At 69.7% G+C, this 17,491-nt stretch carries 13 protein-coding genes; 7 read left to right on the top strand and 6 right to left on the bottom strand.

Annotated elements, in window-relative coordinates:
- Positions 1 to 49 precede the first annotated feature (49 nt).
- From DEF76_RS00160 to DEF76_RS00135, 6 genes are all read right to left on the bottom strand, one after another.
- Positions 50 to 736 carry an SDR family NAD(P)-dependent oxidoreductase gene (locus DEF76_RS00160; protein WP_114910588.1) on the bottom strand — a complete coding sequence of 229 codons (687 nt, stop codon included), beginning with the start codon at positions 734 to 736 and terminating at the stop codon, positions 50 to 52.
- Positions 736 to 2,199 carry an amidophosphoribosyltransferase gene (gene purF, locus DEF76_RS00155; protein ID WP_114910587.1) on the bottom strand — a complete coding sequence of 488 codons (1,464 nt, stop codon included), beginning with the start codon at positions 2,197 to 2,199 and terminating at the stop codon, positions 736 to 738. Before purF ends, DEF76_RS00160 begins: the two co-directional genes overlap by 1 nt.
- Positions 2,196 to 2,798, bottom strand: a complete 603-nt coding sequence (locus DEF76_RS00150) for a CvpA family protein (protein ID WP_114910586.1) — start codon at positions 2,796 to 2,798, stop codon at positions 2,196 to 2,198. Before DEF76_RS00150 ends, purF begins: the two co-directional genes overlap by 4 nt.
- Positions 2,799 to 2,847: 49 nt before the next feature.
- On the bottom strand, positions 2,848 to 3,576 hold the full coding sequence (gene pyrF / locus DEF76_RS00145; protein ID WP_205216060.1) for an orotidine-5'-phosphate decarboxylase: 729 nt from the start codon (positions 3,574 to 3,576) through the stop codon (positions 2,848 to 2,850).
- Between the two features lie 246 nt (positions 3,577 to 3,822).
- On the bottom strand, positions 3,823 to 4,269 hold the full coding sequence (locus tag DEF76_RS00140; RefSeq protein WP_114910584.1) for a DNA polymerase III subunit chi: 447 nt from the start codon (positions 4,267 to 4,269) through the stop codon (positions 3,823 to 3,825).
- A complete protein-coding gene (locus tag DEF76_RS00135) occupies positions 4,269 to 5,747 on the bottom strand; it encodes a leucyl aminopeptidase (protein ID WP_114910583.1) in 1,479 nt (492 codons plus the stop codon). The genes DEF76_RS00140 and DEF76_RS00135 overlap by 1 nt, the downstream gene beginning before the upstream one ends.
- A gap of 81 nt (positions 5,748 to 5,828) precedes the next feature.
- On the opposite strand from DEF76_RS00135, the gene cysQ reads away from it, so the two are divergent.
- From cysQ to DEF76_RS00100, 7 genes are all read left to right on the top strand, one after another.
- Positions 5,829 to 6,608 (top strand): 3'(2'),5'-bisphosphate nucleotidase CysQ, encoded by a 780-nt coding sequence (gene cysQ, locus DEF76_RS00130; protein ID WP_114910582.1) that lies wholly within the window; start codon positions 5,829 to 5,831, stop codon positions 6,606 to 6,608.
- Positions 6,605 to 7,579, top strand: a complete 975-nt coding sequence (locus tag DEF76_RS00125; protein WP_114910581.1) for an L-threonylcarbamoyladenylate synthase — start codon at positions 6,605 to 6,607, stop codon at positions 7,577 to 7,579. Before cysQ ends, DEF76_RS00125 begins: the two co-directional genes overlap by 4 nt.
- Positions 7,580 to 7,729: 150 nt before the next feature.
- Complete coding sequence (locus DEF76_RS00120; RefSeq protein WP_408842857.1) at positions 7,730 to 10,024, top strand: peptidase domain-containing ABC transporter; 2,295 nt, start codon at positions 7,730 to 7,732, stop codon at positions 10,022 to 10,024.
- A 3-nt stretch (positions 10,025 to 10,027) separates the two neighbouring features.
- Entirely contained in the window at positions 10,028 to 11,440 is a 1,413-nt protein-coding gene (locus tag DEF76_RS00115; RefSeq protein WP_114910580.1) for an HlyD family type I secretion periplasmic adaptor subunit, read from the top strand.
- A gap of 16 nt (positions 11,441 to 11,456) precedes the next feature.
- On the top strand, positions 11,457 to 13,238 hold the full coding sequence (locus tag DEF76_RS00110) for a tetratricopeptide repeat protein (RefSeq protein ID WP_114910579.1): 1,782 nt from the start codon (positions 11,457 to 11,459) through the stop codon (positions 13,236 to 13,238).
- Between the two features lie 40 nt (positions 13,239 to 13,278).
- Positions 13,279 to 16,386 (top strand): glycosyltransferase, encoded by a 3,108-nt coding sequence (locus DEF76_RS00105; RefSeq protein WP_114910578.1) that lies wholly within the window; start codon positions 13,279 to 13,281, stop codon positions 16,384 to 16,386.
- A 19-nt stretch (positions 16,387 to 16,405) separates the two neighbouring features.
- Positions 16,406 to 17,491: a hypothetical protein gene (locus tag DEF76_RS00100; RefSeq protein WP_205216058.1), complete on the top strand. Its 1,086-nt coding sequence runs from the start codon at positions 16,406 to 16,408 to the stop codon at positions 17,489 to 17,491.

Raw genomic sequence — 17,491 nt, 5'->3', positions numbered from 1 at the left:
TTGTCTGAAGTCAAAAGAAGATTTTTTATTTACTCTCGTTCACGCTCACTCACGCCAAACACAATGCCACCAAGCGTGGCGCGACGGTTTCCGGGCGGGGGAGGGTTTTGGGGTCTTCGCCGGGCATGGCGGCGGCGCGCAGACGGGTTGCCATCGGGCCGGGATTGAAGAGTTCGACGCGGAGCCGCCCACCCTCGATCTCGGCGGCCCAGGCGCGGACCAGGTTGGCGGCACCGGCCTTGGTCGCGCCATAGGCGCCCCAATAGGCGCGGGGGGTTGCGGCGGGATCGTCGGTGACGAACACCGCCCGCCCGGCCTCGGCGATGGCAAGCAGCGGGCCGCAACTGCGGATCAGGCGCCAGGTGCTCGCGAGATTGACCGCGACGACGTCCGCCCAATCCTTGGGCAGGATATGCGGCGCCGGGGTCAGCCGCCCGAGGCTTGCCGCGCAATGGACCAAAATATCGAGCCGGCGGAAGCGCTCAAAAAGGCTCGGCCCGAGCGCATCGAGCGCCTCGCCATTTTCGAGATCGAGCGGCAGCAGCGTCGCCTGCCCGCCGGCGGCGCGGATCAGATCGTCGGTCTCCTCGAGCCCGCCCTGGCTGCGCGCCGTGATCACCAGATGGGCGCCGGCACGGGCGAGTTCGATGGCGACAGCACGGCCGAGGCCGCGGCTCGCCCCGGTGACGAGGGCGATGCGGCCGGCGAGCGGCAGCGCCGGCGCGGTATCCGCCATCAATGATGCTCGGCCAGCAAGCTGAGCTGGCGGCTTTCGTTGTCGATCTGGTCGGCGAGCGGGATCGGGTAGTCGCCGGTGAAGCAGGCATCGCAGTAATATGGCGCCGTCTCGTCGCGCCCGTCGCGGCCGAGAGCGCGGTAAAGCCCGTCGATCGAGATGAAGGCGAGGCTTTCGACGCCAATCAGCCGCGCCATCGCCGCAAGATCGTGGCGGGCGGCGAGGAGCTGGTTCTGCTCGGGTGTGTCGATGCCGTAAAAGCAGGAATGCGTCGTCGGCGGCGAGGAGATGCGCAGATGCACCTCGCGCGCGCCGGCGGCGCGGACCATTTCGACGATTTTGCGGCTCGTCGTGCCGCGCACGATCGAATCATCGACCAGCACCACGCGCCGGCCTTCAAGCACCGGGCGGTTGGCGGAATGTTTGAGCCGCACGCCGAGATGGCGGATCTGATCGGTCGGCTCGATGAAGGTGCGGCCGACATAATGGTTGCGGATGATGCCGAGTTCGAACGGGATGCCGCTTTCCTCGGCGTATCCCATCGCCGCCGGCACCCCGGAATCGGGCACCGGCACCACGACATCGGCCGCGACCCCGCTTTCGCGCGCGAGTTCGACACCGATGGCTTTGCGCGCCGCATAGACCGGCACCCCTTCCATCACCGAATCGGGACGGGCGAAGTAAATATATTCAAAAACACAAAAACGCGGGCGGTTGCGCCCAAACGGCTTGATGGAATGGACGCCGGCATCGTCGATCACCACCACCTCGCCGGGCTCGACGTCGCGCACGAATTCCGCGCCGACGATATCGAGACCGCAACTCTCGCTGGTCAGCACCCAGCCGCTGCCGAGCCGGCCGAGAATGAGCGGGCGCACGCCGAGCGGGTCGCGCGCGCCGAACAGCGCCTCCTTGGTCAGCGCGACCAGGCTATAAGCGCCGACCACCTGTTTCAACGCATCGATCAGCCGGTCGACGACGGTGGAATAGAGGCTGATCGCGATGAGATGGACGAAGACTTCGGAATCGGTGGTGGACTGGAACAGGCAGCCGCGCCGGACCAGGGCACGACGCAGGCTATGGGCATTGGTGAGATTGCCATTATGGCCGACGGCGAGGCCGCCGAACTCGAAATCGCCATAGAGCGGCTGGACGTTGCGGAGCACCGTCTCGCCGGTCGTCGCGTAGCGGTTGTGCCCGATCGCGTGCGGCCCGGGGAGACCGGCGATCACCTTGGCGTCGCCGAAATTATCGCCGACCAGGCCGAGCCCGCGATGGGAGTGGAATTGCTGGCCGTCATAGCTCACGATGCCGGTCGCTTCCTGGCCGCGATGCTGGAGCGCGTGCAGGCCGAGCGCGGTCAGCGCCGCCGCGTCGGTTGCGTTCCAGACGCCGAAAACGCCGCATTCCTCATGCAAGGTATCGTCGTCGGCGTCGCGGGGGGCTAGGGGGTTCGGCATCATCGCGATCCTGTCTCCTCTGCCGCGCGCGCCGCGCGGGCGCCGAGCGCGTAGCCGGCGGGGGCGGCGCGCAGCAAATCCTCGATCCCGAGCGCGTGCTGCTCCGGCGGCAGCGCGAGGCGTGGGCGGAACTCCGCCGGCAGCTCTCCGATCGCCCATTGCGCGCCGCGTGAGATATAGGGAAGGCTGCGCGCCGCCAAAACCGGCGAAGGCCAGCGTTCCGGGGGGAGCAGCATCCCACCGATGATATAGGCGACGACCAGCAGCGCGAAACCGCGCACGATCCCGAAAACGAGGCCGAGCGTGCGGTCGAGCCCGCCGAGGAGCGAGGTGCGGACGACGCGGGCGAGCGTGCCGGCGATCAGCGAAAACACGATCAGCCCGGCGAGAAAGACGAGGGCGAAAGCGACCGGATCGGCGATGCCGATATCCGGGATCCATTCGCGCACATGCGGGCGCGCAAGCTCGAAATAATGGGTCGCCAGCACCGCCGCCCCCACCCAGGCGCCGATGCCGAGCGCCTCGCGCACGAAGCCGCGCCCAAAGGCGAGCAGGGCCGAGACCGCCACCACGCCGAGCGCCGCGAGATCAACCCATGTCATGACGGGAAGCTATACACGGGCGAGAAGGGCACGGCGAGAGGGGGCGCGCTCACGCCGCCGCCATCTCGGCGATGATCGCGCGCGCCGCAGCGCTGGGGTCGGGTGCGGCGACGATCGGGCGGCCGACGACGAGATAATCGGCGCCCCGCGCGATCGCCGCCCGCGGTGTCGCCAGCCGCTGATGATCATCGGCGCTGCTCGCCGCCGGGCGGATGCCGGGGGTTGCGATCAGCAGATGCTCGGCGCCGATGGCGCGGCGGATGGCGTTGGGATCGTCGGCGGCGGCAGCGATGATGCCATCGCACCCGGCCTCGACGGCGGCGCGGGCGCGGCGGCGCACCAATTCCTGCGCCGAAACCCCCACCCCCATCTCGGCCAGCGCCGCATCATCGAGGCTGGTGAGCACGGTGACCGCGAAGATCTGCAACGGCGCCGCGCCGCGCGCCGCAACCGCCGCCGCCATGATCCGCCGATCGCCATGAACCGTGATCAGGCTCGCCCCGCGCGCGGCGGCGATGGTGACGGCGCGGCTCACGGTTTCCGGAATGTCATAGAGCTTGGCATCGAGAAAGAGCCGCCGCCCATCCCGCGTCAGCCGGGCGATGAGGCCATCGACGCCAGGGGCAAAGAGCAGGCCAAGCCCGAGCTTGAAAAACGACACCTCGCCCGCAAGCCGCTCGGCCATCGCCTCGGCCTCGGCGATGCTCGCGAGATCGAGGGCGACGATCAGCCGCTCGGCCATCGTCCCCGGAACCTCGCGTCCCACGTTGCCCGCCATGTCTTTCCTTTCCCGCTTGCCGGCCGCCGAGGAACACCGAAACCGGCGCGATGGCAAGCCTCTCGCGCGCCGGGTGTGCGGGATTTGGAGAGATTCTTCTTTTAACTTCAGAAAAAGAAGCAAAAAGACTTTTGTCCTGTTTTTCTCGGAGTTACCAATGCCTCAGCACGGGCAGTGCCGCAGGCACTGCCCCACGGGAAAAGTTTTTTGGTTCTTTTTTTCAAAAAAGAACTATCTTTCTGGCCCTTACGCCTTCTTCTCCCACCCCCGCGCACCCTGCTGCCAGTAGGTGACAGCGTGCCCGGCGGCTTTGCATGCCTGCCAGCGCCGCCGCGCCGCGGCCAGCGCCGCCTCGTCATTGCCGTCGAAAAGATCGAAGACGCGGGTGAATTGCTCGAGGCGGGCGCTTTCGGCGCCGTCGATCAGAAACAGGAAACGGGCGCCGTTCGGCGCTTCGTCGGCGAGCGTGAGCCAGATCGGCTGAAGATCGGCGTTGCCGGAGGCGCTCGTCCCGTGTGGCAGCCAGTCGGGGCTGGCGGCGCGCCACAGCGCATCGTCAAGGGCGGCGAGGCGCTCTTCGCTGCCGACCCGAATGACGGCGCGCTCGCCCAAAGCCAGGGTGCGGCCAAGCAGCGCCGGCAAGGCCTGTTCGGGGCCGGCGCGGAGCAGGTGATAAAACGCGATCTCGGCCATCAGCCCTCGTAAAACCGCGCGACCAGCCGATCGAGGAGACGCACCCCGAAGCCGCTCGCGCCCTTCGCCGCCAAGGGCGAGTCTTTTTCCGACCACGCCATCCCGGCGATGTCGAGATGCGCCCAGGGCGTGCCATTGCGCACAAAACGCTGCAGGAACTGCGCCGCGGTGATGGCGCCGGCCGGCCGGCCGCCGACATTTTTCATGTCGGCGATGTGGGATTTGATCAGCCGGTCATAGGCCTCGGCGAGCGGCATGCGCCAGAGCTTGTCGCCGCTCATGCGCCCGGCTTCGAGAAGCCGGTTGGCGAGTTCGTCGTCATTGGCGAACAAACCCGCATGTTCATGGCCGAGCCCGACGATGATCGCCCCGGTAAGGGTCGCGAGATCGATCATCAGGCGGGGGGAAAATTCCTCCTGACACCACGACATCAGATCGGCGAGCACCAGCCGTCCTTCGGCGTCGGTATTGATCACCTCGATGGTCTGGCCGGAATGGCTCGTCACCACGTCGCCGGGGCGCTGGGCGGTACCGGAGGGCATGTTTTCGACGAGACCGAGGAGGCCGATCGCATCCACCTTGGCCTTGCGCCGCGCCAGCGTTGCCATCAGCCCGGCAACCGTGCCGGCGCCGGCCATGTCCCATTTCATGTCCTCCATGCCGGCGGCGGGCTTGATGCTGATGCCGCCGGTATCGAAGGTGACGCCCTTGCCGATGAAGGCGAGCGGTTTCTGATCCTTTTTGCGCGCACCACTGCCATGCCAGCTGATTGCGACGACGCGCGGCTCATTGGCGCTGCCTTGCGCGACGCCGAGCAGCGCGCCGAAGCCGAGCTTGGCGAGCGCCTTGGGCTCGAACACCTCGATTTTCAGGCCGAGTTCGCCGAGTTTCTCGACCCGGTCGGCGAATTCCGCCGGGGTGAGGATATTGGCCGGCTCGCTCACCAGATCGCGGGTGAAAAACACCCCCTCGGCCAGCGCTTCCAGCGGCGCATAGGCGGTTTTCACCTTCTCCGGCCCCTCGGCGAGCACGCTGAGCCGCGCCAGCTTCGGCTTGTCCTCAGGCTTTTCACGGGTGCGGTAGCGATCGAAGCGATAGCCCCGCAGCACCGCGCCATGGGCGGCCTCGGCGAGCAGATCGGGCGCGAGCCCGGGCGCGGCGAGCGCCAGCGTCTCCGCCTGGGTGAGGAGAGCAAGGCCGCGCCCGCCGGCTTCGGCGGCGCCGAGCGGGGTGATCTCGGCGCGTTTGCCGAGCCCGACCAGGGCGAGATGCGAGAGCCCGGCGCCGGGCGCAATCAGCGAGAGCGTCTGGCCCTTGCCGCCCTTGAAGCCAGCGACCGCGATCGCCCGCGCGATCGCGCCGCCGGTCGCGGCATCGGCCTCCGCCCAAAGCCCGGCTTGCGGCTCATCCTCGGCGACCAAAAGCAGGAGACCGCCGGCCTTCGGCAGGGCTGGCTTGGCGAAAACGACGTCGAGCATCGGGAACTCCTTCCCCAGGTGATTTTGCCGCAGTCTAGCAGCCACTTGCCGCTATGCCAGAGGGCAGCCTACATGCGGGTGATGGACAATCCCGCGCTGCTCGCCCTCGCCGCCGCCCTCGCCGCCGATGCCGCGCAGCTCATCCTCGCGGTGCGCGCGCGCGGCTTCGCGGTCACCCGCAAAGAGGATTTCTCCCCGGTGACCGAGGCCGATCGCGCCGCCGAGGCGCTGATCACCAAGGGGCTCCGCGCCGCCACCCCGGAGATTCCGGTGATCGCCGAGGAAGAAGTCGCGGCCGGTCGCATCACGGCGATTGGCGGGCGCTTCTGGCTGGTCGATCCGCTCGACGGCACCCGCGAATTCGCCGCTGGCGACGCGGCGTTCACCGTCAATATCGGCCTCGTCGCGGATGGGGCGGCGATCCTCGGCGCGGTCGCGGTGCCGGCGAGCGGCGAGATGTTCGGCGGCATCGTCGGCGCCGGCGCCTGGAAGCGGCAAAACGGCGCGCAGCATCCGATCGCGACCCGCGCGCCGCCGCCGGAGGGGCTCGTGGTGCTCGCCTCGCGCCATCATGACGATGATCCGGCGCTCGCCGCCGTGCTCGCCGGCAAGCCGATCGCCGCGATCGAAAAGCTCGGCTCGGCGGTGAAATTCTGCCGCCTCGCCGAAGGGCGGGCGGATTTTTATCCCCGCCTCGGGCCGACCATGGAATGGGACACGGCGGCGCCGCAAGCGGTGCTGGAAGCGGCCGGCGGCGCCGTGCTCGACGCCGCCGGCGCGCCGCTCCGCTATGGCAAGCCAGGGTTTTTCAACCCGCCGTTCTTCTGCCACGGCCGCGCCCCAGCGGCGCCGCCGCGATGACCGAGCGCCTTGCCGCCGATGCCGCCGGGATCGCCCGCGGCGCAGCACGCCTGTGCGCCGGCGAGACCGTCGCCTTCCCGACCGAAACCGTCTATGGCCTCGGCGCCGATGCGACCAATGCCGGCGCGGTCGCGGCGATTTTCGCGGCCAAGGGGCGGCCGCGCTTTAACCCGCTGATCGCGCATTACGCGAGCGCCGCGGCGGCGTTCGCCGATGTCGTCGCAACCCCGCTCGCCGAACGCCTGGCGCAAGCCTTCTGGCCCGGGCCGCTGACGCTGGTGCTGGCGCGGCGCGCGACAAGCGTCGTCGCCGATTTGGTGAGCGCCGGGCTTTCGACGCTCGCCGTGCGCGTCCCCGCCCATCCCGTCGCCCTGGCGCTGCTCGCCGCCACCGCCCGCCCGGTCGCGGCGCCCTCGGCCAACCGCTCCGGCCGCGTCAGCCCGACCACGGCGGCGCACGTCCTCGCCGAACTCGAAGGCAGGATCGCCGCGGTGATCGATGCCGGCGAATGCCCGGTCGGGGTCGAATCGACGGTGCTCGATCTGACCGGCGCGCGCCCGCGTCTCCTCCGCCCCGGCGGGATCAGCCTCGAAGCCCTCGCCCCATTCCTCGGCGCGCTGGACGCGGCGCCGCTTGACGGCGCGACGCAGCCGCTTTCGCCGGGCATGCTGAAAAGTCATTACGCGCCGACGCTGCCGCTGCGGCTCGGGGCGCGCGAGGTTGCCGGCGACCAGGCGCTGCTCGCCTTCGGCCCGCCGCTCTCGGGAGCGGCATTGGTGTTTCAGCTCAGCGCGACGCGGAATCCCGAAGAAGCGGCGGCGCGGCTCTATGCCGGGCTCCGCGCGCTCGACGCCGAGGGCGGGCGGCGCGGCCTTGCCGGCATCGCCGCCATGGCCATTCCCGAAACCGGGCTCGGGCGCGCGATCAATGATCGCCTGGCCCGCGCCGCATATCGCGACACGACAGATTAATTTTACTGATTTGTTCTTAAAAAAGACACAATCCCTAATTTTAGTCTCGGCATCCCGGGGGAAATATGATAAGGCGATCTCGGTGGCGTCATGCGCCGAGGGCAGCATGAGCCGAGGCGCCGCGATTGGGAGCTGGCATTGCAGGACGATATTCATCCGCCGGGCGATCATTCTTCCGAGCCCACCCCGGTCGCGCCCAACGATCCAGCGCCGGCCGAGGCTTCGGCGAGCGCGGCAAGCGCCGCCGGCGCGCCCGACGATCAGCGCGAGACCCTGCTGCTCGCGGTAATCGCGGCGGCGCGCCATCATGGCGTGGTCCTCGACCGTGACGAACTGCGTCTTGCGCCAGAGGAGACGCCGTCGCCGGCGCAGCTCGCGGCCTGGGCGCGTGGCGCCGGGCTCTGGGCCAAGGCGGCGCGGCTGAGCTGGCGCCAGATCGTCCGCCTCAAAGGCACGGCGCCGGTGGTGGTGCTGTTCAATGACGGCAGCGCCGGGCTCTGGGTCGGCGCCAACGCCGGGCGGAACGTGATTTTCCTCCGCGACCCGCGCGCCGGCGCCGAGGACGATCCGGCACCGGTCGATGAATTGCGCTTGACGCGCGTCTGGTCGGGCGAAGTGCTGCTGATCCGCCCCGAGCGCGGCAGCAACGAGGAAGAGGCGCCGTTCACGCTCGGCTGGATCGCCCGCGTCGTCGCGCGCGAGCGGGCGGCGCTGCGCGATATCAGCATCGCCTCGATCGCGCTCAGCTTGCTTACCATCATCCCGCCGCTTCTGGTGATGGTGGTGATCGACCGGGTGCTGCAACACCACAGCATGTCCACCCTCACGCTGCTCTCGGTGATCCTTGGTCTTGCGGTGATCTGGGAGACGATTCTCGGCTATGCCCGGCGCGAATTGACGGCGGTGGTCGCGGCAAGGCTCGATACCCGCCTCAATCTGCACATCTTCAACCGCATGCTCGGCCTGCCGCTCTCCTATTTCGAGCGCAACCCCGCAGGCCAAACCATCCACCGGCTCTCGCAGATCTGGAAGGTGCGAGACTTCATGACCGGGAAGCTGCTCACCACCTTCCTCGATGGGTTCACCCTCCTCGTCTTGCTGCCGGTGCTGTTTTACATGAGCGCGGCGCTGGCCTGGATGGTGCTCGCCGGCGCCGTTTTGATCGCCATCGTCATTCTGATTTTCCTGCCGCCGATGCGCCGCGTCATCGCCAAGGTGATCCAGGCGGAGATCGAGAAAAGCACGGTGATGGTCGAGAGCGTGCACGGCGTGCGGACGGTGAAATCCCTCGCGATCGAGCCGCAGCAGCGTGATCTCTGGGATCTCAAGGTCGCGAACGCGGCGCGCTATCGGCTGGAGGCGGGACGGCTCGGCAACTGGCCGAACACCATCGTGACCCCGATCGAGCGCTTCATCGAGCGCGGTGTCCTGCTGGTCGGCGCCTATCTCGTCCTCACCGGCGCCGCTAACGTCGATCCCGGCGCGCTGATCGCCTTCATGCTCCTTGGCGTGCGTGTCGCAGCGCCACTGGTCGGCATGGCGCGGCTGATCGAGGACATGGAGGAGGTGCGGAGTTCGATCGGCGAGGTCGGCATGGTGTTGAACCAGCCGAGCGAGATGAAGAACGCCGGCGAGGGGCTGCGGCCGCGTTTTTCCGGCGCGATCAGCTTCGAGAAAGTCGATTTCGCCTATCCCGGCTCGAAAACCAAGGCGCTCGAGGGCGTCTCCTTCAGCGTCCCCGCCGGCACCATGCTCGGCGTCGTCGGCAAGAGCGGCTCGGGCAAATCGACCATCACCCGCCTGCTCCAGGGCATCAACCGAGAGTATGAGGGCTATGTGAAGATCGACGGCGTCGATCTCCGCGAAATCAATCTCTCCTATCTGCGGCGAAGCTTTGGCGTCGTGATGCAGGATAATTTCCTGTTCCGCGGCACGGTGCGCGAAAACATCATCGCCGGCCGCCCCGGCCTCACGCTCGAGGACGCGGTGCGCGCCGCGCGTCTCGCCGGCGCCGAGGAATTCGTCGAGCGGCTGCCGCAGGGCTACGAGACCTTCATCGAGGAGGGGTCGGCCAATCTCTCCGGCGGCCAGCGCCAACGCCTCGCGATCGCCCGCGCCCTGATCAACGACCCGCGCATCCTGATCCTCGACGAGGCGACCAGCGCGCTCGACCCTGAGAGCGAGGCGCTGGTCAACGCCAATCTGCTGCGCATCGCGCGCGGGCGGACGATGGTGATCGTCTCGCACCGCCTGTCATCCCTCACCGAGTGCGATGCGATCCTGGTCCTCGAGCGCGGCAAGGTGGTCGATCTCGGGCCGCATCACGAACTGCTTGAACGTTGCGCGATCTATCGCCAGCTCTGGCTGCAGCAGAACCGCCATCTCGAGGGCCAGGGCGGCCAGCGTCCGACCTCGATGCCACCCCAGATCGCGACCGGAGAATAGACGATGGCCCGGAACGCCCTGATCCGCGCGCAAACCCTGGCGCCGGCGAGTGCCGCGGCGAGTGAGGCGGCCTTCGCCGATACATTGCTCGAATTCCAATCCCCCTCGGCGGCGCTGCTCGCGACCCGCCCGATCGGTGCCGCGCGCGGTGTCATTTGGGTGATCTCGCTCTCGGTGATCACATTTTTTCTCGCCGCCGGCCTGATCAAGATCGACAAAGTGGTGACGACGCAGGGCAAGGTGATCTCGGAAGCCCGCACCCTGGTCTTGCAGCCGCTCGATACCGCCATCGTGCGTTCGATCGCGGTGCATGAGGGGCAGCTCGTGCATCAGGGCGACATGCTCGCCGAGCTCGATCCGACCTTCGCCGCCGCCGATCTTGGCGCGCTGCGCGAGCAGGTGCGGAGCTATCAGGCGGAGGTCGACCGGCTCACCGCCGAGGCCGCCGACAAGCCCTACACGCCACCCCTCGACAGCGATGCGAACCGGCTGCAAGCGGCGGTGTTCGCCCAGCGGGCGGCGGAAAAGACCTTCAAACTCGAAAACTACCAGCAGAAAATCAACAGTCTCGAAACCACCATCGCCCGCAGCCTGGCCGAGGCCAATTACTACCGCCAGCGCCTCACGGTCGCCGCCGACGTCGAAGGCATGCGCCGCGAATTGCAGGATTTGAAGGTCGGAAGCCGCCTCAACTCGCTGTCGGCGGCCGATAACCGCATCGAAATGACGCGTTATCTCACGCTCTCGCAAAACAATGCCGAAGCCGCGACCCGCGATCTTCGCGCCATGATCGCCGAGCGCGATGCCTATTTACAAAACTGGCGCGCCGAGGTTTTGCAAAACCTCACCGATCAGGGGCGCAAGCTCTCAGACGCCGAAGAACAGCTCAAGAAAGCGGTGCTGCGCCGCCAGCTCGTCGAGCTTCGCGCCCCCGAGGACGCGATCGTGCTCACCGTCGCGAAAGTCTCGGTCGGCTCGGTGCTGCAAACCGGCAGCCAGTTCATCACCCTGGTGCCGGCGTCGGCGCCGCTCCTGGTCGAGGCCAATGCCGCGGGCTCGGATGCCGGGTTTTTGCGCGTCGGCGACCCGGTGGCGATCAAGTTCGACACTTTCCCCTTCACCCAGTATGGCGATGCCGAGGGCGAGGTGAAGGTGATCAGCCCCGACAGCTTCACCCAAAGCGATCCCGCCAACCCGCTGACCGATCAGCCGCATGACCCGGTCCCAGGCGGGCGGGTTTTCTATCGCGTGCGGATCTCGCTCGACCAGATCAAGCTGCACGGTGTGCCGGTGGGGTTCAAGGTGGCGCCGGGCATGCCGGTCACCGCCGATATCAAGGTCGGCCGGCGCACCATCCTCAATTATCTCCTCGGCCGCGTGATGCCGGTCGCGTCCGAAGGCATGCGCGAGCCATGAAGCGATAAGCCACTTCATGGCCGGGTTCCTCACGCGCCTTCAGAGTCTGTGGTCGCCGCGCGCCGGCTTGCGTCTCGCGCTCGAATGGGGCGAGGGGGGGCGCTGGGACCGTGCTTTTCCGCTGCTCGCCCGCGCCGCCGCCGCTGGGCTCGCCGAAGCGCAATACCGGGTCGGACGCTGCTACCTCGAAGCGAGCGGCGTGCCGGCGAGCGCGAGCGAGGCGGCGCGCTGGCTCCGCGCCGCCGCCGAGCAAGGCTTCGTCGAGGCGCAGGCGTTGCTCGCGACGATTTACCTGCGCGGCCTCGGCGCTGACGACGGCATCGCCGCCGCGACGCTGACCCGCCCGCGCGGCGCCGCGCAGGTCGGCGCGCCGGATTTTGCCGCAGCACGCCTTTGGGCCGAACGCGCCGCCGAAGCCGGCTCCGCCGATGGCCAAGCGCTGCTCGCCTATATTCTCACCTCCGGCCCGGAAGCGGGCCGCGATCTCGCGGCGGCGAAGGAATGGTATCGCCGCGCCGCCGAAGCCGGCTCGCCGCAGGGGCGGCTCGGCCTCGCGCTCGCCTTGCTGCGTGGAACCCCCGACGCGGCGGCGTTCCGTGAAGCGGCGGCGCAATTGGCGGCGGCGGCGGCGGCCGGGCTCGCGAGCGCGCAATATCTCCTCGGTGAAATGCATGACCGTGGCGACGGGGTCGCGCGCGACCCGGCCAAAGCGATCGGCTTTTATCGTGCCGCCGCCGAAAAAGGGGTGCGCCCGGCGCAGGCGCGGCTTGGTCTTGCGCTCCTTGAAGGCCGCGGTGTTGCGAAAAACGTGCAAGAAGGCGAATCCTGGCTGCGTCGCGCCGCCCTCGCCGGCGATGCCGAGGCGGCGGCCGTGGTCGGCGATCTCTATGCCCGCGGCGGCGAATTGCCGCCCAATTACGCCGAGGCGGCGCTGTGGTTTCGTCGCGCCGCCGAAGCCGGCCATCGCACCGCGGCGCGTGCCCTCGGGCTCATGCATCTGACCGGCGCCGGCACCGCCCGCGACCCGCAGGAAGCGGCGCGCTGGTTCCGGGTTTCGGCCGAGGCGGGAGACGCGCAGGCGAAGGCCGAACTCGCCAATCTGGTGCGCCAGGGCACGGCCGGGCCGGAAGAGCGCGCGCGCACCCGGGAATGGTTCGAGGAGGCGGCGCTGGCCGGCGATCTGGTGGCGGCGTTCAATTTCGGCGTCTGCCTCGCCGAAGGGGTTGGCGTCGAGCGCGATGATCGCCAAGCGGCGCAATGGATGCGCCGCGCCGCCGATGGTATCGCCAACGCGCAATATTGGTATGGCCGCATGCTCATCGAGGGTCGCGGCGTCGCCCCCGATCCCACCGAAGGCACCGCCTGGATCACCCGCGCCGCCGAGGCCGGCATGGTCGAGGCACAGGTCGCGCTGGCCGAGCTGCTGGTCAGCGGCGCCGGCGGCCAGCAGGATCACCCGGCGGCGCTCGGCTGGTTCCGGCGCGCCGCCGAGCACGGCCATGTCGGCGCCATGTTCGCGATCGGGGCGATGCTGGGCGGCGGCCACGACGTGCCGAGCGATCGCGCCGAGGCCGCGCTCTGGTTTCGCCGCGCCGCCGAACGCGGCCATGGCCACGCGCAGATGATGCTCGGCCGCTACCTCGCGCGCGGCCTCGCCGGGCGCCAGGATCCGAAGGAGGCGCGGCAATGGCTGGAGCGGGCGGTGGCGCAAGGAATAACCGAAGCGGCCGGCGACCTCGCCCATCTCCCGCCACCGGCCGAGGCGCCGGCGCCGCGCGACGCCAAGCAAAGCGCCTGAGCGTGCTGGCGCGCGGCCGGCCGAAGCGGCGGCTTCCGGCGTGACGGACGGCCCGCGCAACGCCTCTCCAGCTTCGCTGCGGGCCAAAGCGGCGGCGCTGGCAGCAGCCTTCGCCGCGCGCCAAGCGGAGACGGCGCGGGCGGCGCTCGACCGCGGCGAAGCGGCTTTGGCGGCCGGTGATGGCGCTGCCGCGCTCCGCTGGCTCGAACGCGCGGCACGGATCGCGCCGCGCGATGAAACCGCGCGCCTCGCCCTCGCCCTCGCCCGCCTCGGGCAGGGCGAACCCGGGCAGGCAAAACCGCTCGCTGAGATCGCGGCGCGGTTCGATCTGCGCGTCGCCTGGATCGGGCTCGCCTCGGCGCGGCTTCAGGACGGCGAGGTCGCGGGCGCGGCGCAGGCATTGGCCGCGGCGTTTTCCGGCCATGCCGGGCCGATCGATGCCCATCTCGCGCAGGGGGCGGATCGGATCGCGGCGGCGGTCGGCGCGCCGGGCTGGTGTGCGATGCTGAGCGGCGGCACGCTGATGGTCGCCTCCCACCTCGCGCCGGCCGGGCTTCGCGTCGCCTGCGATGGCGTCGCGTGCGCGCTCCGCTGGCGACAGGGGCGGGCGCGGCTCGGCGCCGCGTTGCTCGGCGGGCGCGAACTCGCGGTGACGCTGGCGGACGGCACGGCATTGCTCGGCAGCCCGATCCGGCTCGCCGCCTTGCGCCGGATCGAAGGGGTGGTGAGAGAAGAAAACGGCAATCTCACCGGCTGGGCCTGGCATCCCGCCGACCCCGACGCGATGCCGTGGCTTTTCCTTCATGACCGCGATGGCCGTCTGATCGCGCGCCTCGCCGCGACCGACACCACGATCGCCGTCTCTGGCGCGACCCCGCTCGCGCGGCCGCGCGGCTTCTTCGTGCCGGCGGCGCGGTTCGCGCACGCCGCCGTGCCGCTGTCACTTCGCGATGGCGACGGCCGCGATTTGCTCGGAAGCCCCCTCGACCCCGGCGCCGAACGGGCGAGCGCGATGGCCGAGGCGCGTGCCGTGGCGCGCGCGACAGGGGGGATGGCAGGCAAGGATGGCCGTCGCGCGGGGCGTTCGGCCTTCGCCGCGCGGGCTGCGATCCATGCCGATCTCCGTGGCGAGCCCGCCGAGCGCCGCCGCGCCCGCCCGCGCCGGGTGAGCATCGTCGTGCCGGTCTATCGCGGGGTCGCCGAGACCCTCGCTTGTCTCGCGAGACTCTTCGCCGCGCGTCGGGAGGCAACCCGGATCATCGTGGTCGAGGATGCGAGCCCGGAGCCGGAATTGGTGCTGGCGCTCGCGCGGCTGGCCCGCGCCCGCCGTATCACCCTCATCCGCCTTGCGCGCAATCGCGGCTTTCCCGGCGCCGCCAATGCCGGCATTCGCGCCGCCGGCCGCGATGACGTGGTGCTGCTCAACAGCGACACCCTGGTCGCCGGAAACTGGCTCGGCGGGCTGCGCGACGCTGCCTACGCCGAACCGGCGATCGCGACCGCAACGCCGTTTTCCAATGACGCGACGCTGCTGAGCTACCCACGGCGCGAGAGGGGCAATCCGATGCCCGATCTTGCGGAAACGGGGCGTCTCGCCGCGCTTGCCGCGCGCGCCGGCCGCGGCAAGGTCGTCGAAATCCCGGTTGGCGTCGGATTTTGTCTTTATCTCCGCCGCGCCGCACTCGATCAGGTCGGGCTGTTGCGCGAGGATGTCTTCGCCCAGGGGTATGGCGAGGAGAATGATTTTTGCCTCCGCGCCCGCGCGCTTGGCTGGCGGCATGTGGCGGCGACCGGGGTGTTCGTTGCCCACCGCGGCGGCGTTTCCTTTGGCGCCGGCCAAGCGGCGCTTCGCGCCCGCAACGCCGCTACTCTGGCGCGGCTCCATCCCGGCTATGACGCGCTGATCGCCGATTATGTCGCCGCCGACCCGCTCGCCCCGGCGCGGCGGCGCTTCGATCGCGCCCGCTTCATCGCAACCCGCGGGCGCGCCATGCGAGCAGCCCTCCTCATCACGCATGATCGTGGCGGCGGCGTCGAGACGCGGGTCATGGCGCGGGCGCAGGCGCTGGCGGCGGCAGGGTGGCGGGTCGTTCTGCTGCGCGGCAGCCCGCGCGCGGAGGCCGGCGTCAACCGCTCCTATCTCACCCGCGCCGAGGCGGCGGATGACTATCCCGATCTCGGCTTCGACCTGCCGCGCGAGACCAGCGATCTCCTCGCGCTGCTGCGGGCGGAGACGGTGCGGGCGATCGAGATCCATCACCTGCTCGGGCATGACCATGACGCGGTGCTCGCCCTCTGCCGCGCTCTTGGGCGCCCCCATGAGGTGCATGTGCATGATTACGCGTGGCTTTGCCCGCGCATCAAGCTGCTCGGCGCGGAGGGGCGCTATTGCGGCGAGCCGCCGGTTGCCGCGTGCGCCGCGTGCGTCGCCGAGGCCGGGCGCGAGATCGAGGAGGAGATCGACGCCCCGGCGCTCCGCCTGCGCTCGGCCCGCATGCTCGCCGCGGCGACGCGGGTGGTGGTGCCGGCGGCCGATGTCGCGGCCCGGCTGACCCGGCATTTCCCGGCCTTGCGGCCCGAGGTGCACCCTTGGGAGGAAACCCTCGTTGCGGCCACACCGGCCGCTATCCCGCCCGCGGCGGGGGTGTTGCGCGTCGTTCTCGCTGGCGCGATCGGCGTCGAAAAGGGCTATCGGCGGCTGCTCGCCTGCGCCCTCGATGCGCGCGCGCGGGATTTGCCACTCGCCTTCACCGTCGTCGGCGTCACCACCGGCGACGAGGCCCTGCTCGCCACCGGAAAAGTCTTCATCACCGGCGATTACCAGCCTGCCGAAGCGGTCGCGCTGATCGCGCGCCAAGGTGGCGCGCTCGGCTTCCTGCCCTCGGTCGTGCCTGAAACCTGGTGTTATACGCTGAGTGAACTCTGGCGCGCCGGGCTTTTCGTCGTCGCCTTCGATCTCGGCGCCCAGGCCGAACGTATCCGGGCTTCGGGACGCGGCCTGTTGCTCGGGCTTGATTTGCCGGCGCCGGCGGTGAATAACGCCTTGCTGCACGCGGCCGAGATTGCGGCGCGATCAACGCGGTTTACTGATCCGCTTGATACCGCTAGAGAAATACATCGACCCTCGTCAAAATCGTTACCTCTCTAACAGAGCGGGGATACACGCAATGTCAGACGCCACCGCCGCCGCCGCGCCCACCGCCAAGCTCGGCCAAAAGATGTTTTCCGAATTGCGTGTTTCGGGGCATTTGATGACGTTGGAGACGGGGCTTTTCTGCATCGTCCAGACCCCCGGCGCCAAGCGTAACGAGGACGGGTCGGGCCTGCCTGGGGTGCGGATTTCGCTGCCGCCCGGGGCTGCCAGCCGGCCGCAGGCGGTGAGCATCACCGCGTTTCGGCCCGATGGCTGGCTGAGCGGCGCCGCCGATGCCGCCCTCGTGCGGGTGAGCGAGGGGCCGGCGCAGATTCTGGTGACGATCTATCAGGCCCCGGGCGGGCCGGAAAACGCCCCGCGCCTGCAGGTCCTGCGGCTGGCCGAGGAGGCCGCCGGCGCGCCTGCCGCTGGCCGCGCCATGCCGGCCGTCGCCGACCCGCGCCGCCCGCCGCTCGCCCCCGGCGCCGCGGCGCCGGTGGTGCCTCCCGCTGGCGCCGCGCCGGGTGTGGCGCCGGCCGGCGCGGCGCTGCCACTGCACGGCAATTTCGAGATCGCAGCGCATGTTCAGCTCCGCGGCGATATCGGCGCGATGCTCGGCGAGTGGATCGGCGATCGCGGCAGCAAGCGCTGGGTCGAGGGATTCGCGCTTTCGCCGCGCGGCGAGGTGGCGCCGGCGGACATCGAATATCAGGCGGTGCTCGGGCGGGGTTGGCTCTCGCCCTGGGTCGAGGGCGGGCAGCTCTGCGGCAGCCGCGGCATGGCGCTGCCGCTGCTCGGGCTGCGTGTGCGGCTGCGGGGCAAGGCCCGCGAGACCCATCGCTGCACCTATTCCGCAACCTTCGTTGACGGCACCGCGATCGGCCCGGTCGCGGATGGCGAGGCCTGCGAGGCCGAAAGCTTGGCGCCCTTGGAAGCGTTTCAGATCGTTTTGCAGCGGCGTCAGGCGGGCAGCGGTGGCGAGGCACCGGCCAAGCCGGCGGCGGCGAAATCTCCGCCGGCGAAACCTCCGGCAAAACCCGCGCCCGGCAAGGCGCCGGCAAAACCGGCCGCCAAACCCGGCCGCGCCGGCAAAGCGGCACCCCCCCGACGCGGACGGTAA

The organism is Acidibrevibacterium fodinaquatile (assembly GCF_003352165.1).
In the GTDB taxonomy this organism is placed as follows: domain Bacteria; phylum Pseudomonadota; class Alphaproteobacteria; order Acetobacterales; family Acetobacteraceae; genus Acidibrevibacterium; species Acidibrevibacterium fodinaquatile.
This window is presented reverse-complemented; position numbering and strand designations above follow the sequence as displayed.